This window comes from Arthrobacter sp. B3I9 (assembly GCF_030816935.1).
Lineage (GTDB): Bacteria > Actinomycetota > Actinomycetes > Actinomycetales > Micrococcaceae > Arthrobacter.
On the sequence record NZ_JAUSYO010000001.1, the window covers coordinates 1159009 to 1184089 of the forward strand.

28 protein-coding genes and 1 tRNA gene are annotated in these 25081 nt (G+C 65.0%); 17 read left to right on the forward strand and 12 right to left on the reverse strand.

Features of this window, described 5'->3' with window-relative positions:
* Window positions 1-84 precede the first annotated feature (84 nt).
* Window positions 85-957: a universal stress protein gene (locus QFZ65_RS05455; RefSeq protein ID WP_306908770.1), complete on the forward strand. Its 873-nt coding sequence runs from the start codon at window positions 85-87 to the stop codon at window positions 955-957.
* Between the two features lie 30 nt (window positions 958-987).
* On the opposite strand, the gene rarD is transcribed toward QFZ65_RS05455, so the two are convergent.
* Window positions 988-1908: an EamA family transporter RarD gene (gene rarD / locus QFZ65_RS05460; protein ID WP_306908772.1), complete on the reverse strand. Its 921-nt coding sequence runs from the start codon at window positions 1906-1908 to the stop codon at window positions 988-990.
* Window positions 1909-2182: 274 nt separating this feature from the next.
* On the opposite strand from rarD, the gene QFZ65_RS05465 reads away from it, so the two are divergent.
* The 5 genes from QFZ65_RS05465 (at window position 2183) to QFZ65_RS05485 (ending at window position 8997) form a co-directional block, all read left to right on the forward strand.
* Complete coding sequence (locus QFZ65_RS05465; RefSeq protein ID WP_306912506.1) at window positions 2183-3619, forward strand: FAD-dependent oxidoreductase; 1437 nt, start codon at window positions 2183-2185, stop codon at window positions 3617-3619.
* An 80-nt stretch (window positions 3620-3699) separates the two neighbouring features.
* Window positions 3700-5082: a GAF domain-containing protein gene (locus QFZ65_RS05470; protein WP_306908773.1), complete on the forward strand. Its 1383-nt coding sequence runs from the start codon at window positions 3700-3702 to the stop codon at window positions 5080-5082.
* Between the two features lie 134 nt (window positions 5083-5216).
* A complete protein-coding gene (locus QFZ65_RS05475) occupies window positions 5217-6740 on the forward strand; it encodes an aldehyde dehydrogenase family protein (RefSeq protein ID WP_306908775.1) in 1524 nt (507 codons plus the stop codon).
* Window positions 6741-6905: 165 nt separating this feature from the next.
* Window positions 6906-7313, forward strand: coding sequence for a DUF779 domain-containing protein (locus tag QFZ65_RS05480; protein ID WP_306908777.1), 408 nt, complete (start codon window positions 6906-6908; stop codon window positions 7311-7313).
* 115 nt (window positions 7314-7428) lie between these two features.
* Window positions 7429-8997 carry an APC family permease gene (locus QFZ65_RS05485; protein WP_306908778.1) on the forward strand — a complete coding sequence of 523 codons (1569 nt, stop codon included), beginning with the start codon at window positions 7429-7431 and terminating at the stop codon, window positions 8995-8997.
* Between the two features lie 143 nt (window positions 8998-9140).
* Here the strand turns inward: QFZ65_RS05485 and QFZ65_RS05490 are convergent, their stop codons facing one another.
* From QFZ65_RS05490 to QFZ65_RS05510, 5 genes are all read right to left on the reverse strand, one after another.
* Window positions 9141-10715, reverse strand: a complete 1575-nt coding sequence (locus tag QFZ65_RS05490) for an HNH endonuclease signature motif containing protein (RefSeq protein WP_306912507.1) — start codon at window positions 10713-10715, stop codon at window positions 9141-9143.
* An 890-nt stretch (window positions 10716-11605) separates the two neighbouring features.
* Window positions 11606-12241 carry a DUF2461 domain-containing protein gene (locus tag QFZ65_RS05495; RefSeq protein ID WP_306908780.1) on the reverse strand — a complete coding sequence of 212 codons (636 nt, stop codon included), beginning with the start codon at window positions 12239-12241 and terminating at the stop codon, window positions 11606-11608.
* Window positions 12242-12406: 165 nt separating this feature from the next.
* Window positions 12407-13924, reverse strand: a complete 1518-nt coding sequence (locus QFZ65_RS05500) for a catalase (RefSeq protein ID WP_306908782.1) — start codon at window positions 13922-13924, stop codon at window positions 12407-12409.
* Between the two features lie 24 nt (window positions 13925-13948).
* Window positions 13949-14416 carry a Fur family transcriptional regulator gene (locus QFZ65_RS05505; protein WP_306908784.1) on the reverse strand — a complete coding sequence of 156 codons (468 nt, stop codon included), beginning with the start codon at window positions 14414-14416 and terminating at the stop codon, window positions 13949-13951.
* Window positions 14417-14690: 274 nt separating this feature from the next.
* Window positions 14691-15206 (reverse strand): hypothetical protein, encoded by a 516-nt coding sequence (locus QFZ65_RS05510; RefSeq protein ID WP_306908786.1) that lies wholly within the window; start codon window positions 15204-15206, stop codon window positions 14691-14693.
* A 138-nt stretch (window positions 15207-15344) separates the two neighbouring features.
* Here QFZ65_RS05510 and QFZ65_RS05515 point away from each other — a divergent pair, with 138 nt between their 5' ends.
* Window positions 15345-15494, forward strand: a complete 150-nt coding sequence (locus QFZ65_RS05515) for a hypothetical protein (RefSeq protein ID WP_306908788.1) — start codon at window positions 15345-15347, stop codon at window positions 15492-15494.
* Between the two features lie 454 nt (window positions 15495-15948).
* Here QFZ65_RS05515 and QFZ65_RS05520 read toward each other — a convergent pair whose 3' ends face one another.
* Both QFZ65_RS05520 and QFZ65_RS05525 read right to left on the reverse strand, forming a co-directional pair.
* Window positions 15949-16251: a hypothetical protein gene (locus tag QFZ65_RS05520; RefSeq protein WP_306908789.1), complete on the reverse strand. Its 303-nt coding sequence runs from the start codon at window positions 16249-16251 to the stop codon at window positions 15949-15951.
* Between the two features lie 107 nt (window positions 16252-16358).
* Window positions 16359-17105 carry a hypothetical protein gene (locus QFZ65_RS05525; protein ID WP_306908791.1) on the reverse strand — a complete coding sequence of 249 codons (747 nt, stop codon included), beginning with the start codon at window positions 17103-17105 and terminating at the stop codon, window positions 16359-16361.
* A 535-nt stretch (window positions 17106-17640) separates the two neighbouring features.
* Here QFZ65_RS05525 and QFZ65_RS05530 point away from each other — a divergent pair.
* A complete protein-coding gene (locus tag QFZ65_RS05530; RefSeq protein WP_306908793.1) occupies window positions 17641-17970 on the forward strand; it encodes a tyrosine-type recombinase/integrase in 330 nt (109 codons plus the stop codon).
* A 19-nt stretch (window positions 17971-17989) separates the two neighbouring features.
* Here QFZ65_RS05530 and QFZ65_RS05535 read toward each other — a convergent pair whose 3' ends face one another.
* Window positions 17990-18481, reverse strand: a complete 492-nt coding sequence (locus QFZ65_RS05535) for a YajQ family cyclic di-GMP-binding protein (protein ID WP_306908795.1) — start codon at window positions 18479-18481, stop codon at window positions 17990-17992.
* A 201-nt stretch (window positions 18482-18682) separates the two neighbouring features.
* Between QFZ65_RS05535 and QFZ65_RS05540 the strand changes: the two genes are divergently transcribed.
* Window positions 18683-18937 (forward strand): hypothetical protein, encoded by a 255-nt coding sequence (locus tag QFZ65_RS05540; protein ID WP_306908796.1) that lies wholly within the window; start codon window positions 18683-18685, stop codon window positions 18935-18937.
* Window positions 18938-19087: 150 nt separating this feature from the next.
* Window positions 19088-19169, forward strand: a tRNA-Tyr gene (locus tag QFZ65_RS05545).
* Between the two features lie 65 nt (window positions 19170-19234).
* Here the strand turns inward: QFZ65_RS05545 and QFZ65_RS05550 are convergent.
* Complete coding sequence (locus tag QFZ65_RS05550; protein WP_306908798.1) at window positions 19235-19501, reverse strand: hypothetical protein; 267 nt, start codon at window positions 19499-19501, stop codon at window positions 19235-19237.
* Window positions 19502-19659: 158 nt separating this feature from the next.
* Window positions 19660-19845 carry a hypothetical protein gene (locus tag QFZ65_RS05555; protein ID WP_306908800.1) on the reverse strand — a complete coding sequence of 62 codons (186 nt, stop codon included), beginning with the start codon at window positions 19843-19845 and terminating at the stop codon, window positions 19660-19662.
* Window positions 19846-19940: 95 nt separating this feature from the next.
* Here QFZ65_RS05555 and QFZ65_RS05560 point away from each other — a divergent pair, with 95 nt between their 5' ends.
* The 3 genes from QFZ65_RS05560 (at window position 19941) to QFZ65_RS05570 (ending at window position 22038) form a co-directional block, all read left to right on the forward strand.
* Window positions 19941-20582 (forward strand): DinB family protein, encoded by a 642-nt coding sequence (locus QFZ65_RS05560; RefSeq protein ID WP_306908802.1) that lies wholly within the window; start codon window positions 19941-19943, stop codon window positions 20580-20582.
* Between the two features lie 89 nt (window positions 20583-20671).
* A complete protein-coding gene (locus tag QFZ65_RS05565; RefSeq protein ID WP_306908804.1) occupies window positions 20672-20848 on the forward strand; it encodes a DUF1059 domain-containing protein in 177 nt (58 codons plus the stop codon).
* Entirely contained in the window at window positions 20845-22038 is a 1194-nt protein-coding gene (locus QFZ65_RS05570) for an EAL domain-containing protein (protein WP_306908806.1), read from the forward strand. Before QFZ65_RS05565 ends, QFZ65_RS05570 begins: the two co-directional genes overlap by 4 nt.
* A 5-nt stretch (window positions 22039-22043) precedes the next feature.
* On the opposite strand, the gene QFZ65_RS05575 is transcribed toward QFZ65_RS05570, so the two are convergent.
* Entirely contained in the window at window positions 22044-22517 is a 474-nt protein-coding gene (locus QFZ65_RS05575; RefSeq protein WP_306908808.1) for a DUF1810 domain-containing protein, read from the reverse strand.
* Between the two features lie 141 nt (window positions 22518-22658).
* Here QFZ65_RS05575 and QFZ65_RS05580 point away from each other — a divergent pair, with 141 nt between their 5' ends.
* The 4 genes from QFZ65_RS05580 to QFZ65_RS05595 all read left to right on the forward strand — a co-directional run bounded on the left by QFZ65_RS05580 (window position 22659) and on the right by QFZ65_RS05595 (window position 25033).
* Entirely contained in the window at window positions 22659-23387 is a 729-nt protein-coding gene (locus QFZ65_RS05580; protein ID WP_306908810.1) for an MgtC/SapB family protein, read from the forward strand.
* Window positions 23377-23784: a DUF1801 domain-containing protein gene (locus QFZ65_RS05585; RefSeq protein WP_306908812.1), complete on the forward strand. Its 408-nt coding sequence runs from the start codon at window positions 23377-23379 to the stop codon at window positions 23782-23784. Before QFZ65_RS05580 ends, QFZ65_RS05585 begins: the two co-directional genes overlap by 11 nt.
* A 58-nt stretch (window positions 23785-23842) precedes the next feature.
* A complete protein-coding gene (locus QFZ65_RS05590) occupies window positions 23843-24394 on the forward strand; it encodes a GNAT family N-acetyltransferase (protein ID WP_306908814.1) in 552 nt (183 codons plus the stop codon).
* A 93-nt stretch (window positions 24395-24487) separates the two neighbouring features.
* A complete protein-coding gene (locus QFZ65_RS05595; RefSeq protein ID WP_306908816.1) occupies window positions 24488-25033 on the forward strand; it encodes a thioesterase family protein in 546 nt (181 codons plus the stop codon).
* Window positions 25034-25081: the final 48 nt, after the last annotated feature.

Consider the following 25081-nt stretch of genomic DNA (forward strand, 5'->3'; position numbering starts at 1 on the left):
CCACTGCAAGAGTGCAGGCCGGCCGACGTCGCCCGGGCACCGGGAGCCACGCGGGATCTGCCCAGAACCATGAAGGGTTCTTCCATGCGATACGTAGTTGGCTATACGCCCAGCGAACGCGGAGCGGACGCAGTCGCGCTGGCCTCGGCTTTGGCCCGGGCCCAGGGCGCGCACCTTGACCTGGTTTATGTGGTGAACCGGCGCGCCGCCGGCACAGGCGCCAACGCCGCGGGGAACCGGGGCAGCTCCGCCGGCAAGGACGTGCTGACCGCGGAGCCCGAGGGGCTGGAGCTGGTTCCGGCTGGGTTGGAGGCCAAGTTCCACATGCGGCAGGCCGAGTCGGATGCCGCAGGCCTGATCGATGCGGCCGTCGAATACCAGGCCGGGCTGGTGGTGGTGGGCGCGGCGAACAACGGCCTGTTTAAGCGGTACAGCGTCGGAAGCGTGGCTAACGCCCTGCTCCATGCCTCGCCCGTCCCGGTGGCCTTGGCGCCGCGCGGCTATCGCCGCACTGACCCCATCACGCGGCTGACACTGGCGGTGGGGCAGCGCACCGGGGCGGAGGCGGCCATCGACGTGGCTATTGACTCAGCAGCGCGCCGCGGCGTCCCGCTGCGGCTCGTCTCGCTCGTGGAACTCGACGCCGGCGGGGACAGCGGGGAAAATATCAACGCCGCCCATATCCACGCCAACACCGTCCTGACGGAGGCCTCCCGCCGGCTTCAGGCGGGGCACAACGTCAGCGTTGAAGTGGCGCACGGCCGGACCATTGAGGAAGCGATCGACGACCTTGAGTGGGACGACGGCGAAGTTTTGATCATGGGCTCGTCGCGGCTCGGGGAAAAGAACAAGCTCTTCATCGGCAGCACCGCCAACAAAGTGCTGCGGGCCCTGCCAGTGCCGATGGTGGTGGTCCCCAGGGATTACGAGCGCGTCGATTCCAGTCTGCAGGTCTGACCGCGGCGGGCTTATTAGGCGGCGACAGCTTTAGGCGGCGGCCCGGGCCAGCTTCCGGCTGACCGAATTCTTGCGGGCGGTGCGGAGCATGTCCACGGTGAGCAGCAGGAGGGCAAGCCAGACGAATCCGAAACCGATCCAGCGGTCCGTGGTCATGGTTTCCTTGAGGACCACCAGGGCCAGAATGAACTGCAGGACCGGGGCGAGGTACTGCAGCAGCCCGATAGTGGTCATCGGCAGCCGGCGCGCGGAGGCACCGAAGAACAACAGCGGCACGGCGGTGATGACACCGGAAGCCACCAGCAGCCAGAAGTGTCCGGCGCCGTTGGTGGTCAGCGATTCCGCCCCGGTGACCCCGAGGAAAACCATGGTTGCGGCGGCGAGCGGTGTCAGGACGATCGTCTCGACGGTGAGGCTGGTGGCGGCGTCCACGCGGGGTCCCACCCGCTTCTTGACGAAGCCGTACAGGCCGAAGCTGAAGGCCAGGGTCAACGCTATCCACGGCAGTTTCCCGTAGGAGACCGTCAGGACGCCGACGGCGACGAAGCCGATGCCGACGGCGGCCCACTGCAAGGGGCGCAGTTTCTCCTTCAGGACGAAGACACCCAGCAACACGGAGACGAGGGGATTGATGAAGTAACCCAGCGACGCCTCAACGGCATGGCCGGTGGTCACGCCATACGTGTAGGTCAGCCAGTTCACTGCTATCAGTAGGGCTGCAATGCCAAGCGGGCCGATCACGGTGCGGTTCCGGAAGGCGGCGCCGAGCACCCTCCAGGAGCGTGTCACGGTGACCAGCAGGACGCAGAACACGAGCGACCAGACCACCCGGTTCGCAACAATTTCAACTGCGCCGGCGGGTGCGAGCGCAACGAAGTACAGCGGCAGCAGCCCCCACAGCCCGTAGGCGCCCATGCCGAACAGGACGCCCGCCGTCGTTTCCTTGTCCACGGCCCTGGGCGTAACGGGCTGCCCGGCTCCGGGGCTTCCCGAAGGTGCAGCGGCATCCGGGGCGGTCAGAGTGGGTGGGGAGAACGATCCATCTGGTTTAGGCACAAGATCAATAACACCACCTGCACGGCAGGTATTCCGGCCAATCGCTTCCACCGCGGTCGCGTAGCCTGCGATTTCCGTTACCGGAGCCCCGCCTGTTCCGGCGGACCTTTAGAATAAGGAACTGCGCTGCATGACACGGCGCAGCCGCCAAGATTCAGAAGGGCTTCCGGTGTCCAACTCGGCCGAAACCACGTCCAAGCGTCCGCTCCGCGTTGCGATTGTCGGCGCCGGACCGGCCGGCGTCTACGCTGCGGACATCCTGACTAAGTCCAACGAGGTCAAGGACGGCGATTTCGAGGTCAGTATCGATCTCTTCGAGGCGTACCCGGCGCCGTACGGCCTGATCCGCTACGGGGTGGCCCCGGACCACCCGCGGATCAAGGGGATCGTCAACGCCCTGCACAAGGTCCTGGACCGCGGCGACATCCGGTTCCTCGGCAACGTGACGTACGGTCGCGACCTGACGCTGCACGACTTCCGCGCGTTCTACGACGCTGTCATCTTCTCCACCGGTGCCATCAAGGATGCGGAGCTGGACATCCCCGGAATCGCACTTGAGGGCTCCTTCGGCGGGGCCGACTTCGTGTCCTGGTACGACGGCCACCCCGACGTTCCCCGCGACTGGCCGCTGGAGGCCAAGGAGGTCGCGGTGATCGGCAACGGCAACGTGGCACTGGACGTGGCCCGCATGCTGGTCAAGCACGCTGATGAGCTGCTCGTCACCGAAATTCCGGACAACGTTTACCGGGCCCTTAAGAGCTCCCCGGTCACGGATGTCCATGTGTTCGGCCGGCGCGGGCCGGCCCAGGTGAAGTTCACCCCGCTGGAACTGCGGGAACTTTCCCACCCCAAGGACGTGGACATCGTCCTGTACCCGGAGGACTTCGAGTTTGACGAGGCTTCCGACGAGGCAATCCGCAGCAACAACCAGATCCGCACCATGGTCAACACTTTGACCAACTGGCTCGTGGAGGAACACGCCGAGGCGGAGAAGCCCTCCTCCCGCCGGCTGCACCTGCACTTCCTGCACAGCCCCGTCGAAATCTATGACGACCCCGCCGACCCCGGCAGGGTCGCGGGCGTCAGGTTCGAGCGGATGCAGTTGGACGGCACCGGAAACGCCAAGGGCACGGGGGAGTTCCTCGACTACCCGGTCCAGGCCGTCTACCGCGCGATCGGCTACCACGGCTCCCCGCTGGACGAACTGGAGTATGACGCCCGGCGCGGCGTCATCCCCAATGAAGGGGGACGGGTGCTGGACGCCGAGGGCAACCCCGTCCCGGGAATCTACGCCACCGGGTGGATCAAACGCGGGCCGGTCGGACTGATCGGCCATACCAAGGGCGACGCGCTGGAAACCATCGGGTTCCTCCTTGAAGACCGGCTGACCCTGCCGCCGGCGCAGAACCCGGACCCGCAGGCCATCATCGACCTGCTGGAGGATCGGGGCATCAAGTACACGACGTGGGAAGGCTGGATCAAACTGGACGCCCACGAACTGGCCCTGGGCGAGGAATGGTCCGCCGCAGAAAACGCCGACGGCATAGTCCGGGAGCGCGTCAAGGTGGTCCCCCGCGAGCACATGATCGAGATCTCCCGCGGCTAGCCGGAGCGCGCGTCCGGCCATTAGACTTGCCGGACGCGGCCGCCAGCGGCAGGCCGCCGCGCCCGTCAGGTGGGAGTTCAATGAGGAATCTGGTCCATCCCGCAGCGCCCGGTGGCAACACCGCGGAGCTGCGCCAGAAGTATGCCAGAACGGGCCATGAGCAGCTGGACTCCCGGGGTTTGCTCTTCCCCGACGCCCGGCAGTTGCCCGGGCTCAGCCCGATGATCCAGGAGTCCTGGCGGCGTTCCGCCCAGCTGCGGGCCAATCCGGACCATCCCGAGGCGCCCCTGGCGATGGACCGCGAGGAACTCGAAGAGTACCGGCGCCAGCATCCCCTGGCCGCGATCATGCCCGTCATCCACAAGCTGTTGGTCCTGCCCGGCCACGACAGCGGACTGCTGGTGGCTGTCGGAGACGAGCTCGGACGGCTGCTCTGGGTCGAGGGTGACACCGGCATGCAGCGCAAGGCCGAGGGCATGATGTTCGTTCCCGGCGCGGACTGGTCCGAGGCGACCGTCGGCACCAGCGCCCCCGGCACCGCCCTGGCCGTGGGCCGCGGAATCCAGATCTCCGGCGCGGAGCACTACAAGCGCTCTGCCCACCCGTGGAGCTGCACCGCCGTGCCGTTCCACGATCCCGACTCAGGTGCCCTCCTCGGCGTCGTCGACATCACGGGCACCGAATCCGCCGTTGCGCCCCATACCCTGTCCCTGGTGGAGGCCACCGTCGCCGCCGCGCAGGCGCACCTGCGGGTGGAACGCCTGCAGCTGGCAGCTGCCAGTACAGCGCCACGTGCGCGGCGGCGGGGCCCCGCCGCACGGGTGCCGGCCGATGCCGCGGCGGCAACACCGGACGCCACGAGTTTGTACCGCAACAGCCTCCAGCTCCTCGGGCGCGACCAGGCCCTGCTGAGCATTGACGGCCGGACCGCCGCCCTGTCCGCCAGGCACAGCGAAATCCTGGCGCTGCTCAGCACACACCCGCAAGGGCTCAGCGCCGAAGAACTGTGTTCGCTGCTGTACCCAGGGGAGGCGTCGACCATGACGCTGCGGGCCGAAATGGTGCGCCTGCGCAAGGTGCTCCAGCAACTCAGTCCGGAAACGGTTCCGGAATCCCGGCCTTACAGGCTGCCCGTGGACCTGGTGCCGGACTCCGGTCAGGTGCTCAACTGCCTGCAGCGCGGCGCCCACCGGATCGCCCTGGAGGTTTACCGCGGCGCTGTACTGCCGCGGTCGGAAGCGCCCGGCATTGTCGAACTTCGGAACCGGGTCTCGTCCTTGCTGCGGGAGGCCGTGCTGACCGACGGAAGCGCCGAGTCGCTGCTCAAGTACGCCGAGCTTCCCGAGGCAAGGCACGACGTCGACGTCCGGGTCGCAGCGTTGCGGCTGCTGCCGCCCCGCTCGCCCAGGCGCGCCGCCGTCGTCGCTGATCTGGAACGGCTGGACGCGGAGCTCAGCGCGTGACTGCCGCCTATCCAGGAAGGTGACCTGGCTCACGGGGTTGCAACCTGGTTGCAACCTGCCGGCTCCTACGCTGAAGGCAACGGCGCGCGCCAGCGACAGGCCGCCATCAATCTTGCACAGCAAAGGAGCTAGCAATGACTGTTTACGCACAGCCCGGCACCGAGGGCTCGAAGGTCACCTTCGCGGACCGCTACGAGAACTGGATCGGCGGGGAGTGGGTTGCTCCGGTCAAGGGCCAGTACTTCGAGAACATCACGCCCGTCACCGGAAAGGCTTTCTGCGAGGTGGCCCGCGGCACCGCGGAAGACATCGAACTGGCGCTGGATGCAGCGCACAAGGCGGCACCGTCCTGGGGCAAGACCTCCGTCGCGGAGCGCGCCGCGATCCTGAACAAGATCGCAGACCGGATTGATGCGAACCTCGAAAAGCTCGCCGTCGCCGAAACGTGGGACAACGGCAAGCCGATCCGCGAAACCCTCAACGCCGACCTCCCGCTGGCTGCGGACCACTTCCGCTACTTTGCCTCCGCCGTCCGCGCCCAGGAGGGCCGCCTCTCCCAGCTCGACGACGACACCACCGCCTACCACTATCACGAGCCGCTCGGCGTCGTCGGCCAGATCATCCCCTGGAACTTCCCCATCCTGATGGCCGTCTGGAAGCTCGCTCCGGCACTCGCCGCCGGCAACGCCGTGGTCCTGAAGCCGGCCGAGCAGACGCCGACATCCATCCTCGTCCTGGTGGAACTCATCAGTGACCTCCTGCCGGCCGGCGTCCTGAACGTCGTCAACGGCTTCGGCGTCGAGGCAGGGAAGCCGCTGGCCTCCAGCCCCCGCATCCGCAAGATCGCCTTCACGGGAGAGACCACAACCGGCCGCCTGATCAGCCAGTACGCCAGCCAGAACCTTATTCCTGTCACCCTGGAGCTTGGCGGCAAGAGCCCCAACATCTTCTTCAACGACGTGGCCGACTCCAACGATGCCTTCTACGACAAGGCCCTCGAAGGCTTCACGCTGTTCGCCTTCAACCAGGGCGAGGTCTGCACCTGCCCGTCCCGGGCCCTGGTCCAGGACGGCATCTACGACTCCTTCATGGCGGATGCGCTTGCCCGCACAGAAAAGATCATCCAGGGGAACCCGCTGGACACGGACACCCAGCTTGGCGCGCAGGCCTCCAACGACCAGCTCGAGAAAATCCTTTCCTACATGGACATCGGCAAGCAGGAAGGCGCCAAGGCGCTGACCGGCGGCGCGCGGGCCGAACTTTCCGGTGATCTTGCCGGCGGCTACTACGTCCAGCCCACCATCTTCGAAGGCCACAATAAGATGCGCATCTTCCAGGAGGAGATCTTCGGCCCGGTCGTGTCCGTGACCCGGTTCAGCGACTACAACGACGCCATGGGCATCGCCAACGACACCCTTTACGGACTGGGGGCCGGCGTCTGGTCCCGCAATGGCAACGTGGCCTACCGCGCCGGCCGCGAGATCCAGGCCGGCCGGGTGTGGGTCAACAACTACCACGCCTACCCGGCCGGGGCCGCGTTCGGAGGCTACAAGTCCTCCGGCATCGGCCGCGAAAACCACGCCATGATGCTGGACCACTACCAGCAGACCAAGAACCTGCTGGTCAGCTACTCCGAAAATAAGCTCGGCTTCTTCTAAGCCGTATAGACCCGGGCGGGGACGGAACACGACTGATCCGTTCCCGCCCGCACCATTTCCCGGCCGCACCAATTACTTGGCCGCACACCACTTCCGCGACACACCACTTTCGAGACACGGCGCCGCAGTGCGCCGTGCCCTTCACGCCAACCAGAAGAGGCCCCGATGCCCCACACCCGGCTCGATGCTGCCGCGACCCGCCCCGGCGAGGATTTTTCCCGCGTGGCGCTCACTCCTGATGCCGTTGTCCTGTTGCGCAAGCTATGGGAGCAGCATGGACCGCTGATGTTCCACCAGTCCGGGGGCTGCTGCGACGGTTCGTCGCCCATGTGCTATCCCGCCGGCGAATTCATCACCGGAGACTCGGACGTGCTCCTGGGCCTGTTCGACATATCAGAGGCCGGCCTGCCCCAGCCCGTGGAGTTCTGGATGTCGCGGGAGCAGTTCAACTACTGGAGCCACACCCATCTCACCGTGGACGTGGTCCCGGGCCGGGGGAGTGGGTTCTCGGTGGAGGCCCCCGAGGGCAAGAGATTCCTGATTCGCTCCACCCTGATGGACTGGCCGGTTTAGGGCGCGTCTCGACCGGGGCCGTCTCACCATGTGGGACAAAAACGGCCGTCCAATGGATGGACACTACTATAGATAGGTCTGTTTCCGACAACTTATCGAGATTGTGGAACTTCCTATGAACCTTTTCCGGACCAAGTCTATCGAGCAGTCCATGTCCGACGCCGAAGAACCCGGACGCAAGCTCAAGCGATCGCTGAGCACCTGGGACCTGATGATCATGGGCGTGGCGGTTGCCGTCGGCGCCGGCATCTTCTCCGTGGGTGCCAAGGCTGCCGCGAATTTTGCCGGCCCGGCCGTGACCATCTCGTTCGCCATTGCCGCAGTCACCTGCGCGCTGGCCATCATGTGCTACGCCGAATTCGCCACCGCCATCCCGGTGGCAGGATCCGCCTACGTCTTCACCTACGCGACCATGGGCGAGGTGCTTGCCTGGATCATCGGCTGGAACCTGATTCTCGAGCTGTTCACGGCCGCGGCGGTCATCGCCAAGTACTGGGGCATCTACCTCAGTAAGGTGTTCGCCCTGATGGGCGTGGACATTCCCCCGTCCATCTCCCTCGGCGGAGTGGACCTCTTCTGGGGCGCCTTCCTGATCGTTGCCGTGTTCACGGTACTGCTGGTCCTCGGCACCAAGCTGTCGGCCCGGGTCGGCAACGTGTTCACCCTGATCAAGATCGCCGTCGTGCTCTTCGTCATCGTGGTGGGCTTCACCTACGTGAAGTTCGAGAACTACACCCCGTTCGTTCCCGCCTCGCAACCGACCGGCGGTACCGGAACCGCCGACGTCCTGAAGCAGTCCTTCTTCGGCTTCCTGACGGGTGCCGCCCCCGCCCAGTACGGCACGCTTGGCATCTTCGCCGGCGCCGCGCTGGTGTTCTTCGCTTTCATCGGCTTCGACGTGGTGGCCACCTCGGCCGAGGAAGTGAAGAACCCGCAAAAGACGCTGCCCCGCGGTATCTTCGGTGGCCTCGCCGTCGTCACGGTCCTCTACATCCTGGTCTCGCTCGCCCTCACCGGCATGGTGTCCTACACCCAGCTGGCGGAAGCTAAGAACCCGACGCTGACCACCGCGTTCGAGGCTGTCGGCAATAACGACGCCGCCAAGGTCATCGCCTTCGGGTCCCTGGTGGGCCTCACCACCGTGATCATGGTGCTGCTCATGGGCCTCTCCCGCGTGGTCCTCGCCATGAGCCGCGACGGCTTGCTGCCCCGCTCGCTGTCCAAGACAAGCGCTACCCGTGCGACGCCGGTCCGGCTCCAGATTATCTGCGGCGCTGCCGTGGCCCTTGTGGCCGGGCTGACCAACGTGGATCTTCTCGAGGAAATGATCAACATCGGCACGCTGTCCGCCTTTGTGATGGTCAGCCTGGGCATCCTCGTCCTGCGGAAAAAGCGCCCTGACCTGAAGCCCGCGTTCCGCGTTCCGTTCGGCAAGGTGCTCCCGATTGTCTCCGCGGTCCTCTGCCTCTACCTGATGACCAACCTCGCGGTGGAGACCTGGATCTTCTTCGCAGGTTGGCTGGTGATTGGCATCGCCATCTACTTTGCGTACGGCCAGCGGCATTCACGGCTGAACGAGAAGTTCGCTGAGGCCAAGGCTTCCGTCAATGGCCCGGCCGTCGAGACAGCCCAGACGGCTGACCAGAAGGTGCAGGACAAGGACGACGAGTTCACCCGCGCCTGACTCGAGTTCCGTGTGCCGGGGCTGCCAACCCTAGTGCACTCCCGAAACCGCCCGTCGATCCCCGGATCGGCGGGCGGTTTGCGTCCGCCGGCTAGCAGCACCCGCCGTCGGGCTGCTACCGCCGGTCAGGCTGCGGCCGCGGGTCACGCTGCTGCCGGCTCCCGATGGCGCGGACGTTTTCGGATTTTTGCGCGGTGCCGTAGTTCGCGTCGGTTGTCTGGTGGCGTGTCGGCCACCGAGCCGGCGCGCGGGTTCCCAGCCGCGGCCATCGGATCGCAGTCTGCCGGGCTCTCGGCCTCTGCCGGCCGCAGCGACGTGCCGGGCAGGGGTGGTGCGGTGGAGTGGTATTTGTGGCCGGTGGGGGTGGTGACTTCCAGGGCGTGCCGCTGTCCGGGCTCGTCATCGGTGGCGGGGCCGGGCCGGGGCCTGCTTGTCCAGCCGGGGATTTCCTTAGTGTGGTTGCAGGCTTCGCAGAGCCCGGCGCCGTTGGCCGCAGTAGTGGGTCCGCCTTCGGCCCAGGGGAGGACGTGGTCCATGTGCCGGATCGGGGCGTCGCAGTAGGGGGTGTGGCAGGTATCGTCGCGGGCGTGGAGGAAGCGGCGGAGCCCTGCGGGGAAGAGCCGGGCCCGGGAGTCCATCGCGACGAGGTCTCCGGTTCCGGGCGCGGTGTAGAGCCGCCTCACCCAGGCTTGCAGTTCTGAACTTTCTGCCGCGTTGACCGGACCGGGGTCGCCGGAGTGGGCGGTACCTTCGCCCGCGGGACCGGAAATCGGGACTGAGCCGGACCCCGCGCCGCCCGGGCCGGACCCCGCGCCGCCCGGGCCGGACTCCGCGCCGCCCGGTCCGGGACCCCGCAGTCCCGAAGCGCTGATGCCGGCTGCCGGACCCGCGCCTTCGCCTTTGATGAGCTTCCGGGCCCAGCCGGCGGGGACGATGCCGTAGCCGGGGAGCCTGGCGGGTTCGCTGTCGCCTTGAAGGAGGGTGCGGTCGGTCATAACGAGCTGGATTTCAATGCCGCTGATCCCGCCAGGGGTGCCGGTGGTCCATTCGACCAGCGCATCGGACATCAGCTGGCCGCGGCCGCGGGGGTCCCCGGCGGAGCGGGCGGTGTCGGCGTGCCGGGTGAGCGCCGCGTAAACGGCGACGCCCTCGGCCACCGGCAGCAGCGCGGTCAGGTAGCACATGGTATCCGGCGCCGGGCGCAGGGACACGTGGCGTTCGGTCGCGGCGTGGCTGGCCCTTTCGGTAGCGGAGCGGGGGTCCCGGCGGTACGCGGCGGCGCGGGCCGCGGCCACAATGGCGCGGTCCCCGGCGCCGGTGAAGGTGCCGGTGTCGGCAGCGAGTTCCTCGTCCACAGCAGCCCGGTCCGCGGCGGGCAGGCACGCGGTTTCGCGCACGATCAGGGTGGCGTGCCATTCGTTGAGCTGGCCGGTCTCGAGTCCGGCGAGGGTGTGCGGCATCTCGGTCACGAGGGCTTTGGCGAGGCCCAGGTGCCGGGAGCCTCGGGCCGGGGATTCGCGCCGGGCGAGGGCGATCTGCGCCCCGACTCCGGCCCCGAGTTCGGCCTCAAGGACGCCCGCCGCGCGCTGGGCGCGCCGCTGGACCAGGTCAAAGGCGACGGAGATCCGGGCCTGCCGGGCGGCAATAGCCGATTTCTGGTCCTCGAGTTCGCGGAGCTCATCAATCAACGCCGCCCCGACATCACCCAACACAGCCATGTCGTCGCCGCAATCGTCCGGTCCGCCGTCAAGGCCGGCGGGGCCGACGTCGTCAGGAAGAGAGGGGGGAAGGGAGTGGGGTAGGGAAGGGCGCACAGATTGGGCAGAGGAGCGCAGGCTGGCGGCATCGGTCACCGCCGCACCGTCTCCGGCGACGCGTCGGGTGCCGCCGTTTTCTGCCCGAACCACTTCGGGCCTCTGATTGCCGTCCATGATCCTAGTCAATCAGGCACCTGCGACAGTAAAGGGATGCGGCTTCGTGCGGCTCAGAAGGAGGGCTGCCATGGCCGCGACACGACTGGAAACTGTCTCGATTCTGGGACTACGGCGCGCGGGAGGCGGTCAATTTTTGCCCGCGGGCATGTCCAGAAGCGTGCCTTGGGCGTCCGTCTCTCCGAAGATGGCGACCTGAAGCCCACGGCATGCAGGATCCGAGGCACGCTTCCACATCGGCCTTGCACTCGCCCCGCCTCGCGACGAGTCCCTTCTTACTTGTCACCAATCCCTGAATCAGTCCTGGTCCTGCTCCGGTAAGTTAGCAGCGCCCTTACGATCATGTAGATAGAGCCAGCCGTGAGCAGGCTGTAGAGAATTCCGCGCCAATCGGAGCCGCCTGAGGCCCAAACTGTGACTGCCAGTGTCAACCAGAGCAGCGTTCCCAGCCCTCCGTAAACAATCCAGGTCTTTGGAGCTTCAAGCGACTTCATGAGATTTCATTCCCAATATGTTGAAGTTCAAACCGGTCCTGCGGCGAGTAGGGGCCACACCCGCACCCTACGACACCGCCGCTGGCTGCAACCGGTCTGGCCGCGTCGCACGCCCCCGCTTGGGAGCTCTTACTCACATGGAGTCGGCCAGGAGCGTGCGGTCCCGCACCGCGCTGGCACTCCTCACGGCGCGGCATGGCGGCCCACCCAGTCCACCAGCGGGCGCAACCGGTCCCACAGCGCAGCGATTTCCCCGACGGCCTCTGGGCCGGTTACCCACTCCGGCTGGCCGAGGTCCATGCCAGCGGAGAGCGACTTGTGTTTCAGGAGTTCGGCCCTCGGATGAGCGGAAGGAAAGCCCCGGGGGACCGTCTTGAGTTTTTCGCCTTCCACGGAGAAGCCGGCCTGGGTAACGGCATCCACGATGTGCTGCAGGGCCGCGCCCGTGCCGGAGGCATCCACAGAATTGCGGTACCGGACCAGCTGCGCGGGTGAATGGGAATGGTAGCCGCCACCGACCAGCAGGCCGTCGGCGCTTACCTGGAGGTAATAGCCCAGGCCTTCCTGCGTAGACGCGAACGCACCTTGCGCTGTCTTGTAGGGTGATTTGTCCAACGAGAACCGGATATCCCTGTTGGGACGAAAGATCTTGCCGGGCCCGAACCTGGGTTCCAGTTCATCGAGCAGTGCTATGAACGGATCGCGGACCAGGGCGTTGTAGCTGTCCTTGTGCGCCAGCCACCACTCGCGGTTGTTGTTGTCTTCGAGCTCCGCATAGAACGAAAAGGCCTCTGCGGGAATCCCCTGGAAAGTAGTCATGACGCGATACTAGGCACCGGGGCCGGTCGCAGCCACCGCCAGAACCGCTATGTGCAAACCGGGACTGCGCAGACAGGCGCGCTGTAAACAAGCCGGAAGACGCCTCGCCCCGCCACGGAATCCGTGACGGGGCGAGGGGTTACAGCGAAGGCGCACGAACCGCTATTAGCCGATCTTGTTTGCCGCTTCCGCGTCGGAAGCGTTTCCGAGGACGCCGGCCTCAAGCGCGCCCAGGTTGGCGCGCAGCTTGGCGCCGAGTTCGGCGTCGACGTTGGTCCAGTACTGGATAGCACGTTCCTTGATGCCGGGGCTCTTCACGCCGCCCACGGCACCGGTGATGGTCTCGAGCAGGCGGGCCTTTTCGCCGTCGTTGTAGACCTCGCGGTACAGCGTGCCGGCCTGGCCGAAGTCGCCGTCCTCGGCGTGCAGGGAGTGCGCGGAGAGCGTCAGCGCGCCGTCGTTCTCCCAGCCGCCTGCCGGGCTCTGCGGCTCAACAGCAGCCGGGCCCCCGAGCGAATTCGGTGCGTAGACAGGAACCGAAGGGGCGTTGAAGTTGTACCGGCCCTGGCCGTCCTGGCTGTAGTTGTTCACCGGGCTCTTCGGCAGGTTCACCGGGAGCTGGGCGTGGTTGGTGCCCACGCGGTAGCGGTGCGCATCCGCGTAGGAGAAGATGCGGGCCTGCAGCATCTTGTCAGGGGACGCCGCGATGCCCGGCACGAAGTTCGACGGCGCAAAGGTCGCCTGCTCGATCTGCGCGAAGTAGTTCTCCGGGTTCCGGTTCAGCTCCATGGTGCCGACCTTGATCAGCGGGTAGTCCCCGTGCGGCCATACCTTGGTGAGGTCGAACGGGTTGAAGCGGTAGGTCTTGGCGTCCTCGTACGGCATGACCTGGACGTGCAGGTCCCAGGACGGGAAGTTGCCGGCAGCAATGTTTTCCTGCAGGTCGCGGATGTAGAAGTCCGCGTCCGACCCCGCCAGCGCCTCGGCGTCGTCGCCCGTCATCGACTTGACGCCCTGGTTGGACTTGAAGTGGTACTTGACCCAGAAGCGTTCGCCCTCGGCGTTGATCCACTGGTACGTGTGCGAGCCGTAGCCCTGCATTTCACGCCAGGAGGCCGGCAGGCCACGGTCGCCCATGAGCCAGGTGACCTGGTGTGCGGACTCGGGGGAGAGGGTCCAGAAGTCCCACTGCATGTCGGCGTCGCGCAGGTGGCTGCCCGGGAGGCGCTTCTGCGAGTGGATGAAGTCCGGGAACTTGATGCCGTCGCGGATGAAGAACACCGGGGTGTTGTTGCCGACGAGGTCGTAGTTGCCCTCGGTGGTGTAGAACTTCACGGCGAAGCCGCGGGGGTCGCGCCAGGTGTCGGGAGAGCCGCTCTCGCCGGCCACCGAGGAGAATCGAATCAGCATCTCGGTTTCTACGCCGGGCTGGAAGAGTGCCGCCTTGGTGTACTTCGAAACGTCTTCGGTGGTCTTGAAGCTGCCGAATGCGCCGCCACCCTTGGCGTGCACTACGCGCTCCGGAACCCTCTCGCGGTTGAACTGTGCCAGCTTCTCGATCAGGTAGTGATCGGTGAGGATGATTGCGCCATCCGCGCCGGTTGCCTGGGAGTGGGCATCGGACGTGACCGGGGCGCCTGACTGGGTAGTCGACACTGCGGGCGCAGAGATGTTCAGGGTCATCTTTCTCCTATTTCTTGTTCTTGCTTAGTTTCGTTCTGAGGGAAGTTTTTGGCTGCGCTGGCAGTCCTGGCAGATGCCTTGGTACATCACGTCGGCGATCTGGATGGTCATTGGCCTGGCGCCCTCTTCCCAATGCGGGGTAAGGCATGGGGCGTGGCCGACTGCGCACTCGACGTCCTCGACGAGGCCGCAGCTGATGCATATGGCGTGGTGGTGGTTATCTCCCACGCGCGTTTCATACAGCGCCGGCGAGTGCGGGGGCTCAAACCGGCGCAGCATGTGCAGGTCGGTCAGGTCACCGAGGACCACATAGACGGACTGCGCCGTCAGCTCGGGCAGTTCTTCGCGGGCAGCGGCGAGAATGCTCTCAGCGGGGGAATGAGGATGATGTTCGACGGCGGCCAGCACGGCGAGGCGCTGCTTCGTCACCCGGCGGCCGTGGGCACGCAGGGCGGCGGCCCATGCGTCGTGAGTGCCCCCGGAACCTGTCATGGCTCCATTCAAGCACTTATTATGATTATCTCACAATAAGGCGAGGCTAATACGAGAACAAAAGGGCTGGCGACCCCCAAATACGGAGTTCCCAGCCCTTTTGCCCGTCGTCGAAAAACGGCCCCGCCAGCCCTTAGCTGCGGAAGTTCACAAACTGCCCGCTACTGGATGGGCGGCGGTGGCTGGCGTTGAAACCCGCTAGTTTCCGGTGATTTCAGAGTTGGCTGGCGCAGGCAGGAACTGACCTTTTGCGGACTTTTTGCGGACTTAACCGCTACCTGAACGGGTCGTGCTCGGGTTCCTCCTGCCACTCGTCTTTCTTGCTCTGCTTCTCACGGATCCACTCCCGTAGCCGCTTGATGTCGTCTTCGGTGAGCATGATGCGGCGATTGCTGAGCCGCGTGTGGATACCAGAGGCGAGGCAGTAGCCGCGGAGAGTGGACTTACTGATGCCAAGTTCCGGGGCGACTTCTTCCGGCGTACGGAACACGGGTTTGACCGGAGGGACGGTTAGCCGCTCCCGCGGCAGCCCCGGAAAAGGGCCAAGGTCCTCCTCCTGCAAGTCGCTAAGTGGCTGGTGTCCACCCCTCGGTTCGGTAGGGAGCGACCGCAACCAGTCGAGCAGCTCCTCGGCGAGGATGACCGGCTTGGTGTTCGCGTATCGGGCGAGGAGGTCATGCCGACGTATGGCGATCTGAAGTGTGCCAGTGCTGTAGCCGGTCGCCTCGGCCGCCTCTTCGAGGTTGAACGCAAGCTTGGGCTTTGGGGCAGGCGCCGGTTCAAGCGTCATGCGGACGATAGTATCCCTGCAGCACAGGCCAGGGCTTTTCTCTGCCCGCTTACGCCATAGCTGGAGTCGGCTCTACTGGTGCAAAGAACTATTCAGAACTGAACACTTGGCGGCCGGCGCGCTCCTAAGATGGGTGCCATGACTGAATCAAACGAACATGAAGACAAGACCGCCGAACCAGCTTCCAATTCCATGCCGAATCGGAAGCCGAAGACGCTCGACCTAGAGTCCTTCGTGGACGTGGGCCTGTCAGACGCTGAGATCCGCGCAAAGTATTCCGACGACTGACAGCCTGCTTCGCCCGACGCAGAAAGAGCCCCGGCACGCGTCGTAGGTCCGGGGCTTTTCTGTGCCGGGGTGGCGGGAGTTCGACGGGACGAGGGACTAAGACAAGCCTTTAGGTCAGATTCATCTTTGACAAAGCAAGAGGCCCCGGCCGGTCGTGAGACAAGCCGGGACCTTCCTGAGTTCCCCTCATGTGCTAGTTATAGGGGTTGTCCAAGTAGACGCTCTCATGGCAGGCCCTGAGGCTGCAGAGTCGTACCCACATCCCCTGGGCGACGTTTGGGTAGTAAAACGTGTCCGTTACGTAACCGCCTTCGTTACCGTTGGTATTCCTCTCGAGCCCATCGTTCCATCCCGTGGCGGTGTTTGGGCCGAAGCTCGTTGCCCAAAAGCGGCCAGCGTTTGCATGGACGTCTAGACAGGCAAGGTCTCGCCATTCGATCAGCGGTGCGTTACTTCAAAAATGGAATCGAGGAGCCATGCTTAAATCGCTCCGCAGATCCGGCATACGCGTAGCAGCTGCCAGCCCAGTGCGAGTGCCGGCCGTCGTCAGTAGGGGAACGGAAGCCAGCACCTTCGGATAATTTCCGTATGTCAAGGACTTAGTTTCTTCAGGTTGGTGCCCCGGGTCCGGTTTCAAGTACTCGAACGTTTCGCCGTCGAGCGTGAAGCTTGCCATGCCGCCATCGTAGCCGGGGCGGGTCTCAGTCTTTGGTCCGGCCAGCATCCTCCCCACAGCATCAACATCAATCTTCACCATGCCGCGACCGTAACCGCCAGGTCCGACAGCAAGGCCCCCACCCGGTCGGATGAGGGCCGCCACGGCTGGGCACCAAAGGCAACTGCGCGCCCCGCCGAACGCGGTGGCTACCGCTTGGGCCCAGCTGGCTGGTTCTTCCCATGGGTTGCAACGTAACTCGTGCAATCGCCCTGGTTTTTGAATCCGAGTGCTGGGTAGTTTTTCCATCCGCCCTTCTTGCATTGCTCGGCGGTGGTGGGAGCTGGCGGTGGAGCCGGTGTGAAGGTCTGGGACACGAACGACTCTTGGAAAGCATTCGGCGAAGTGAACGTTCCGCAGGTGGTGGGGCAGACCTTGAACGTTGTCGCGTTCGACACCCCTTGATCGGTGGCCGTGCCGGAAGGTGTTGTGATTTGAGCGGTGTAGGTTAGGTCCGCAATGACATTGAGGGCGCCGACTTCATTGCAGAGCGCACCGCCGGCCGTATCGCCCGTTGTCCTCTTGGTGCCAGTCACGGTGCCGTTGACGCTGGTTATGGTAAACGTCGCGTTGACATAATAGAGATTTCCAGGGTCGACCGATTGATCGAAAGCAATTTCGAGTGTCTCGGTGAAGGTCCCCGGATAGGGGCCAGTGGCAACGCCCGACGCCGTGAGAAACACCCTCGATGGGTCGCTACAATTGTAGCTGCTGGCGGTCAAACCACCGGGTCCTGACTGGATGAGCGTCTCGCCTGAAAGACTTTGCACAGTAGTGGCCGCCTGTGCTGGAACGGCCGCAGTAAGGCCGGCCAGCATCAAAATCCCGGCAGCGAATGCCGAGAATCTGCGCAGACGTTGAGTTGTTCTGACTCCATGAACATTTTCAGTAGGCATGCTGGGTCCATCCTTTCAAAAGGAGTAAGGTCAGCCAGCGTCCCAGCGTCCCAGCGCCGCAAAGCTGGTTCAAGTACGATTTTTTCTTCCCGCAAACCAATTGGAATGGTGCGCCTCGCTTGCAGCAGGGTCAACGGTAGCGCTCACCTGCCGTCCGCATCTCCCATACTTGGCCCGATCTCGCGCCCCACTTGCCCCATACCCGCCGTCAGTCGTACCCGGCGTGAGTCGTACTCGTCGTACCGAGCAAAAGCTGCCCTCCCGAGAGATCTGTCGAGGTGGTCAGCGGGCGCCGTGCCTCCCGAAGTCCTGCGGCCTGAAGCTGCCGTCCAGGACAGCCGCCCAAACCGCAGTCCCCTCGCCCCAGCCATAGACAGTGCCGGCCACCGATACCCGGTAACAGATGCCACCTTTGAACCACCCGAGGACCTCCCCACGGGGCGACGGCAAGCTCCGTCGGGTGACACGGTTAGGATCCACAGAGCCGATGAAGACGGGAGCCACAGCAGCCTGACGGGCAAGCCGCCTACTGCTCATGACGCACCACCCAACCAAGGGCGAGCATCCCCGTCGGCGTAAGCCGGCCGACCGCTGGCGGCAGGTCCGGGAAGCAGCCGGCATAGGTGAGTTCACTCTTCACGACCTCCGGCACTTTTACGCATCAGGCCTCATCGCGGATAGGTGCGACGTCGTCACCGTGCAGCGTGCGCTCGGCCACGCGGCGCCCTCGATCACGCTGAACACTTACTCCCATCTCTGGCCGACTGCCGAAGACAAAACGAGGACCGCAGGATCAAGGCTGATCGCTGCGGTCCTCGGCGATTCTGCGGACTCTGTGCGGACTAAGGAAACAACTTCCCTGTAACCACGCGGCAGAATCGCCCTTAGCTGCGGAAGTTCACAAACTGCAGATCGGCTTCGTCGAAGCCCTTCAGGATGTTCATCGTCTCCTGGAGGTCGTCGCGCGACTTGGAGGTCACGCGCAGTTCGTCACCCTGGATCTGGGACTTGACCGACTTGGGGGCTTCGTCGCGGATGAGCTTGTTGATCTTCTTGGCCAGGTCCTGCGCAATACCCTCCTTGATGGAGGCTTCCAGCCGGAATTCCTTGCCGGACACATAAGGCTCGCCGGTGTCGAGCGACTTCAGCGAGATGCCTCGGCGGATCAGCTTGGACTGCAGCACGTCCAGAACGGCGAGTACGCGCTCTTCGGAGTTTGCCTTCATCAGGATCTTCTCGCCGCTGAAGTCGACCTCGGCACCGACGCCCTTGAAGTCGTAGCGCTGGGCCAGTTCCTTCTGGGCCTGGTTCAGCGCATTCGCGACTTCCTGCTTGTCTACCTTGCTGACGACGTCGAACGTGGATTCGCCTGCCATGACTGTCCTCCTGATGGTTGTCGGGGCGCCTCTTGTGAGGCCCTGGTGTCTGCATTCCAGCCTAGTACGGATGCTCCGGATATGAAGGTGGAGGAAGCCGCTGCCGGATTCACAGTTGGCTCCAAGCCGAGGCTTGGCGGGAACGAAGCTTGGACGGCCAGAGTTGTATCGGTTTGAACAACTGCTCGAAAGGCAATGAACATGCACCGCAAGGCCGTCCGCTATGTCACCCGATCCACCGCCGCGGCCGCAGGGAGCATCGCCACGGCGGCGACATCCGTGGCCGCCGCGGCGCTGGCTGCTTCCATCATCTTCAGCCCGGCCGCGGATGTGTCCTCCCGCCTGGACGGCGTTCAGGCGGACTTGGCCCGCGCTGTCCAGCTGAACCAGATCACGGAGGAGCAGGCATCCAGGTTCGAGGCCAAGATCGCTGCGCGCATACTCGGAGAAGCCTGATATTCCGCGCTTTCTGGGGCTGTGGAGCGCCGATTCGATTCTTCGGCGGAAGTTCTGTAAAGTTGTCTTGCCCGCGGTTGCTGGAAGCGGAACGGACTGGAAACAGGCGTTCTGATGCCGGAAGCCGCGAGTGATCTTCTTTTGAAGTTCGGCAGATTACCCGAGCGGCCAAAGGGGGCTGACTGTAAATCAGCTGGCAACGCCTACGGGGGTTCGAATCCCTCATCTGCCACCCTTGGAAAAGTCTCCGGAACCACCAGGTTCCGGAGGCTTTTTCTTTACCCTGAACTGTCTGTCTTACGGCGCCATCCCGGGGTGTACGGGCACGAACTCGATTTTTTGCGACGGCTGGACCGTTTTCTTCGGTGCCCGGGAGTACCCCTTCGCGTCCAGGTGGTTCTCCGCCCGGTACACGGCCACGGCTTCGTCATAGACCTTGTTGAGCTGGCGGCCGGAGAACTGCTCCGTCGACCCGTCGCTGAACGTGATCGAGATAAGGGTGCTGCCGGGAAAGTGCCGGTTCATGCGGATGAAGCCGTCGGCGTCCTGCTGCAAATTGATCAAGGCAGTCCTGTCTGTACTCTTGGGAGCTTCCAGTCTCCCGTACGTTCCCTGTAATGGCGTCACAGTGTGGATAAGGCAATGCTGATGGCCCCGATGCCCGTACGCCTATGCGGACGAAAGGAAGGCCCCTCGCTGAGGAGCCTTCCTTCTGCTGCGGGCTAAACCTTCTCGCGGGTGCGGTCAACCGTTGCCGGTTCCTCGACCGTGAACTCCCTGGTGCGGCGGGGGAAAGCCCAGAACTTGACGTCCTTCTCTTCCACCCGGGGCTCCCGGCGCTCGTCAGATTCCTTTGCGGCATCCTTCTGGGCGTCGCGCCGGAAATCCCTATGGTACTGATAGCACATCACAGACCTCCTTTTGGTGACTGCCCCTTAATCCTCCTCCGCCGCAACCCATCCGTCGATACCCGCACACACTGGCGTTCTGTATAGTCCGCTTGATGGACGAGAAAGCGGTTTTGCACCAGTACCTGCGTGTCCGCCGTGCCAATCTGTTGGCGAAGCTCGACGGCCTCGACGAGTACAGCGCCCGTCGTCCCTTGACGGCAACCGGGACGAACCTGCTGGGCCTGGTCAAACATGTGGCCAGCGTTGAGCTCGGCTACTTCGGGGAGGTCTTCGGCAGGCCAAGCGGGCTGGAGCTCCCGTCGCTTGCGGACGACGCCGAACCCGACGCGGACATGTGGGCGGGCCCTGATGAGACGCGGGAGCAGGTTCTGGAGCTGCACCGGTTCGCAGCCGCGCACAGCGACGCAACGATTGAGCAGCTTCCGATCGACGCAAAAGGGGAAGTACCGTGGTGGCCCGAGGAACGTCGCCACGTGACCCTGCACCAGATCCTGGTCCACATGTGCGTCGAGACCGCCCACCACCTCGGACACGCGGACATCCTTCGCGAGCTCATCGACGGGACGGCCGGGCAGCGTCCCGGTGACCCCAACCTCACGCGGCGGACGTCGGCCGAATGGGCCGAGCACCGCGCAAGGATTGAAGCCGCGGCACAGGACGCGGCCACCCGGGCCGCGAGGGCGTCTGACCCGCCGACGGCTGCCCCCTCCTATTCGCCATCGCCTGGGTTCTGAACCTCCTGGCGTGTTCGGTCGAAACCGCCAGGGCTGCGGTGAACTCCGGAGTATGGTTAGGCAGTTCACATCGAAAATAAGGAGCCTAAGTGAAGTCGTTTGCATGTGGTGACGTAGTTCCCGGCTGCGAGGCCCGCTGGGTGTGCGGCACCGAGGACGAAATCCTGGTTCTCGTGGCAGCGCACGCCGCTTCCGCGCACGGGCTGGCTGAGCTGCCTGCGGACGTGGTCCAGTCGGTGCACCGGTCTATCGTCCACGCCAGTTGATTCCCGCGGCGGACGCTCCGCCGTCCGGTGCCGGAGTTTCTTCCGGAACGAACTGGGACGAGCTCCTCGCCGCAGCCTGCCGGGGTGAAGGCTTGTCCTCGGCGTACCAGCCGATCGTCGATACCGCCCGCGGCACCGTGGTGGGATACGAAGCCCTGGCCAGGTTTTCCGGCTTCAGCGAGAAGAACCCCGAGGTGTGGTTTGCTGCCGCGCGGTCCCATGGGATGGCCGCCGAGCTGGAGGCCGCCGCTTTGCGGACCGCGCTCGCGGCCCGGTCCACCCTGCCGCCCAACTGCTTCCTGACGGTTAACGTCTCACCCGAGCTGCTGCCCACGGCGAGCATCCGTCGCATCTGGCGGGAGGAGGGCAACCTGGGCGGGCTCGTCGTCGAACTCACCGAGCAGACCCCCATCGACTCCTACGTGGAGCTGGAACCGGACCTCAACCAGCTGCGCGCCGCCGGCGCGCTGATCGCCGTCGACGACGCCGGTGCCGGTTACGCGGGATTGCGGCACCTTCTGGCCCTGCGGCCCTCACTGATCAAGATTGACCGCGAACTCGTCCAGGACGTCGACCGGGATGAGGCGAAGCGTGCCTTGATCAGCATGTTCGGAAGTTTCGCCGGCCGGGTCGATGCCTGGATCCTCGCTGAGGGCGTGGAGCGTGTTGAGGAACTCGATGCGCTGGTTGCCCTCGGGGTACCGCTGGTCCAGGGCTATTGCGTGGGCAGGCCCGCGCCGCCGTGGGCCGGTATCGACCTGGACTTGGCGCATCGGCTGGCCTCGAAACGGCCGGTGGCGCGCAAGACGGTGATCCGCGACGTCCTGGAGACGGCGCCAACAGCATCCACTGCGGCCCTGGCCGCGGAAGCCTTTGCAGAGAACCCTGCGCTGCAGTCCATGGTGCTGCTCGGCGAGCATCTGCGGCCGGTGGCGGTGCTGGACGCAGACACCGCTGAATTTGGCCTGGTGAGTCCGGGGATGCGCGTAAATCTGGACACTCCCCTGAACGAAGCCCTTGCCCGCTCCATGACCCGGACGAAAGCAAGTCGGTTTGAGCCGCTGCTGGTGACAGACAATGCCGGCCGCTATGCCGGCGTCGCGCGGCTGGAGCGCATGATTACGGCGCTCACGGACGCCACGGAGGCAGATGGTCCGCGGCGCTCCAGCGGCGGCACGCCGGCGGACTGATCTTCCTAGGCGTTTCCGCTGAGGAGCTGGTCGGTGGCGGCGTCGGGCAAGCCCTCGAAATACTGGTCAAGCAAGCGCTGGAAGACGGGCTCCCCCGGTTCCGCCCGCAGGAACAAGGTGATCGATGAGCGCAGCTTTTTCTCATCGGTGCCGCCGAAAACCTGCCGGGCGCTCAGTCCCGTGAGGCCGGCCACCGCGCCGGCGCTTTCACGCAAGCGCGGGCCCAGCACGGGATGCTGAAGGTAGGCGCGCGCTTCATCCAGCCCGGAGATGGCGTATCTCCGCGCAGTCGGGCTGTTCCCGAGACCCGCCAACTGGGGAAAAACAAACCACATCCAGTGGCTGCGCTTGGCGCCTTGCTGAAGTTCGGACAGGGCCTGCCGATAGGTGCCACCGCCGTCCTGGGCGCTCACGAAGCGGTTTAGATCGTAAGGATCCGCCACGGCTTCCTCCTTTAGTCGGGTAGTTGCCGCCTCCATCCAAGCACCGATCCTGCAGGGCGGAAAGCCTCCGCGCGCGTGATCCTCCGGCCACGGTCCAGTCATTGCTAGAGTCGGCAGTACAGGCGGAAGGCATCGGCCGGGCCCGCTCCCACTGTCCGGCCAGGAAGGGCGCATGGCATGGGCCAGATGTTGGGACTGTTCAGCGAGACGAGCCTTGTGGAGCTCCTGGCCTTGCTCGCAACCTTCGTCCTGACCTCACTCATTGGCATCGAACGGCAGGTACGGCAGAAGAGCGCCGGCTACCGGACACACGTGCTCGTCGGGTTGGGATCCTGCGCGTTCACCCTCATCTCGGCCTACGGGTTTGCCTACGTGCTCAACCCGGGGGTTGCAGTGGATCCCTCCCGGATCGCGGCCCAGATCGTGAGCGGCATCGGTTTCCTCGGTGCCGGGGTGATCTTCAAGGGCCGGGACGTCGTCCGGGGACTCACGACGGCCGCGACCATCTGGGTGGCCGCCGCGGTGGGTATGGCCTGCGGAGCAGGAATGGTCTCCCTGGCCCTGGTGCTGACCATCTTCCACCTGATCACCCTGTTCGTCGTTGCACCGGCGGTCCGCAAAATCCCCTCCGTGGACCGGAACCGCGTCCTGCACATCACGTATGCCGACGGCCGGGGCGTGTTGCGGAAGGTTCTCGAAGTCGCCACCGCGATGGGGTTCAGCTCCTCGATCCTGCGCACGCGGAAGAGCGGAGATGAGCAGAAGCCGATGGTGTCCATGGATGTGCGGTTCTTCGGGCAACATCCGTTGCGGAACCTCGTCCCCCAACTCATGGACCTGCACGGCGTCGAAAGCGTGACCGTCAGGGGAACCGATACGAATGAGGACGACGACGATGCGGCCTGACCAGCTGCCCGCGAGCGATCCTCGGGTGGACGCGTTTATCGAGGCGCTTCCCGGGTGGCAGCAGGGGATTTGCAACGAGGTCCGGGCGCTGGTCCACGCCGCCGACCCGGACGTCCGGGAAACCATCAAGCGGACCACCCAGCCCTACTTCGTCCTGGAGGGCAACATCTGCGCGCTTCTGGCGGCGAAGGACCACGTCAACGTGTTTCTGTACGACGGCGCGATCGTTCCGGATCCGGAGGGCATCATCACCGGCGGTCACGGAAACAAGACTGCCCGCACTGTGGCCATCCGCCAGGGTGAAGCCATTAACGCCGCCGCCCTGACCGCGATCTTCCGGCAGATCATTGCGAACAACCGGGCCGGAGGCTGGCGGAAGCTCAAGGCCGACGCCTGAGCGTGCGGTCCAAGCGGTCCCGCTGCCGGTGCCTCCGGGATTTGCTTTACTGGAGGACATGGAATCTTTCGGGGGCACAGGGGTGGACCTTGTGGGCGGCGTCAGGATCAGGGTGGTACGCGTCTCCGACGCGGAGCGGCTTAGCGCCGCGTACCAGCGCAACCGGGATCACCTTGCTCCGTGGGAGCCGTGGCGGCACGAGGATTTCTTCACCGAGGCCGGGCAGGCGGCCAGCATCGAGTCCAAGCTTGCCTTGTTTATTGCCGGGTCCGATGTTCCGTGGGTGCTGGTGGACGGGGTCCATATCGTCGGGGTGATGACGCTGAGCGGCATTGTCCGCGGCCCGTTCCTCAGCGGCCACCTCGGCTATTGGGTGGACAAGGAGTACAACGGGCGGGGGATAGGCTCCGCGGCCGTGGCCCACGCAGTCGGTGCCGCGCGGGCCGAGCTGGGACTGCACCGGATCCAGGCTGCGACATTGCCGCACAACGGGGCCTCGCAAAAAATCCTGAAGCGTGCCGACTTCGAGGAAATCGGGCTGGCACCTTCCTACCTGAAGATCGCCGGCACCTGGCAGGACCATATCCTGTACCAGCGCATCCTGTACTGACGGCGCCAATGCCGGCCCGGAGAGCTCCGGTGCCTGGACGGCAGAGGGACCCGCTGCGTGCGGCCATTGTTACTCGCAGGTAACATGATCCGCATGCATCTGCTCCTGCGCACTCTGGCCCTGCTCTTCACATCCTCCCGTCGGACCCCGTTGAGTATCTGGGACACTTCCTCCCTGCCGCTGCGCGTCCTGCCCACGGACATCGACATTGCCCTGCATGTCAACAACGGCATGTACTTTTCCTTGATGGATCTGGGCCGCTTTGACCTCATGACCCGCAGCGGAACGTGGAAAGCCATGCGCCGGCGCGGCTGGAGCCCGGTGGCCGCCGGGGAAACCATCGCCTTCCGCCGCTCGCTGCAGCTCTGGCAGAAGTACACCATCGAAACGAAGATCATCGGCCTGGACGCGAAGGCGATCTACTTCGAGCAGCGGATGGTGGTGGACGGCGAGATCTACGCGCGGGCCTACATCGCCACCCGGCTGGTCAGCAAGGGCAGGCCGGTCAGCCAGGAGGAAATCCTCCGCGAGTTCGGCGAGCCTCCGGCCGGGCTCGAGCTTCCCGGGTGGATCCATGAGTGGCGGGAAAATGCCGGGTTGCCCGGCGCCCGGCGGCCCGCCCCGCACGTCTGGGCCTGAACCGGGAGCAGTGTGCCATCAGCGAAATGCGGGGGACATTGTCTGGCC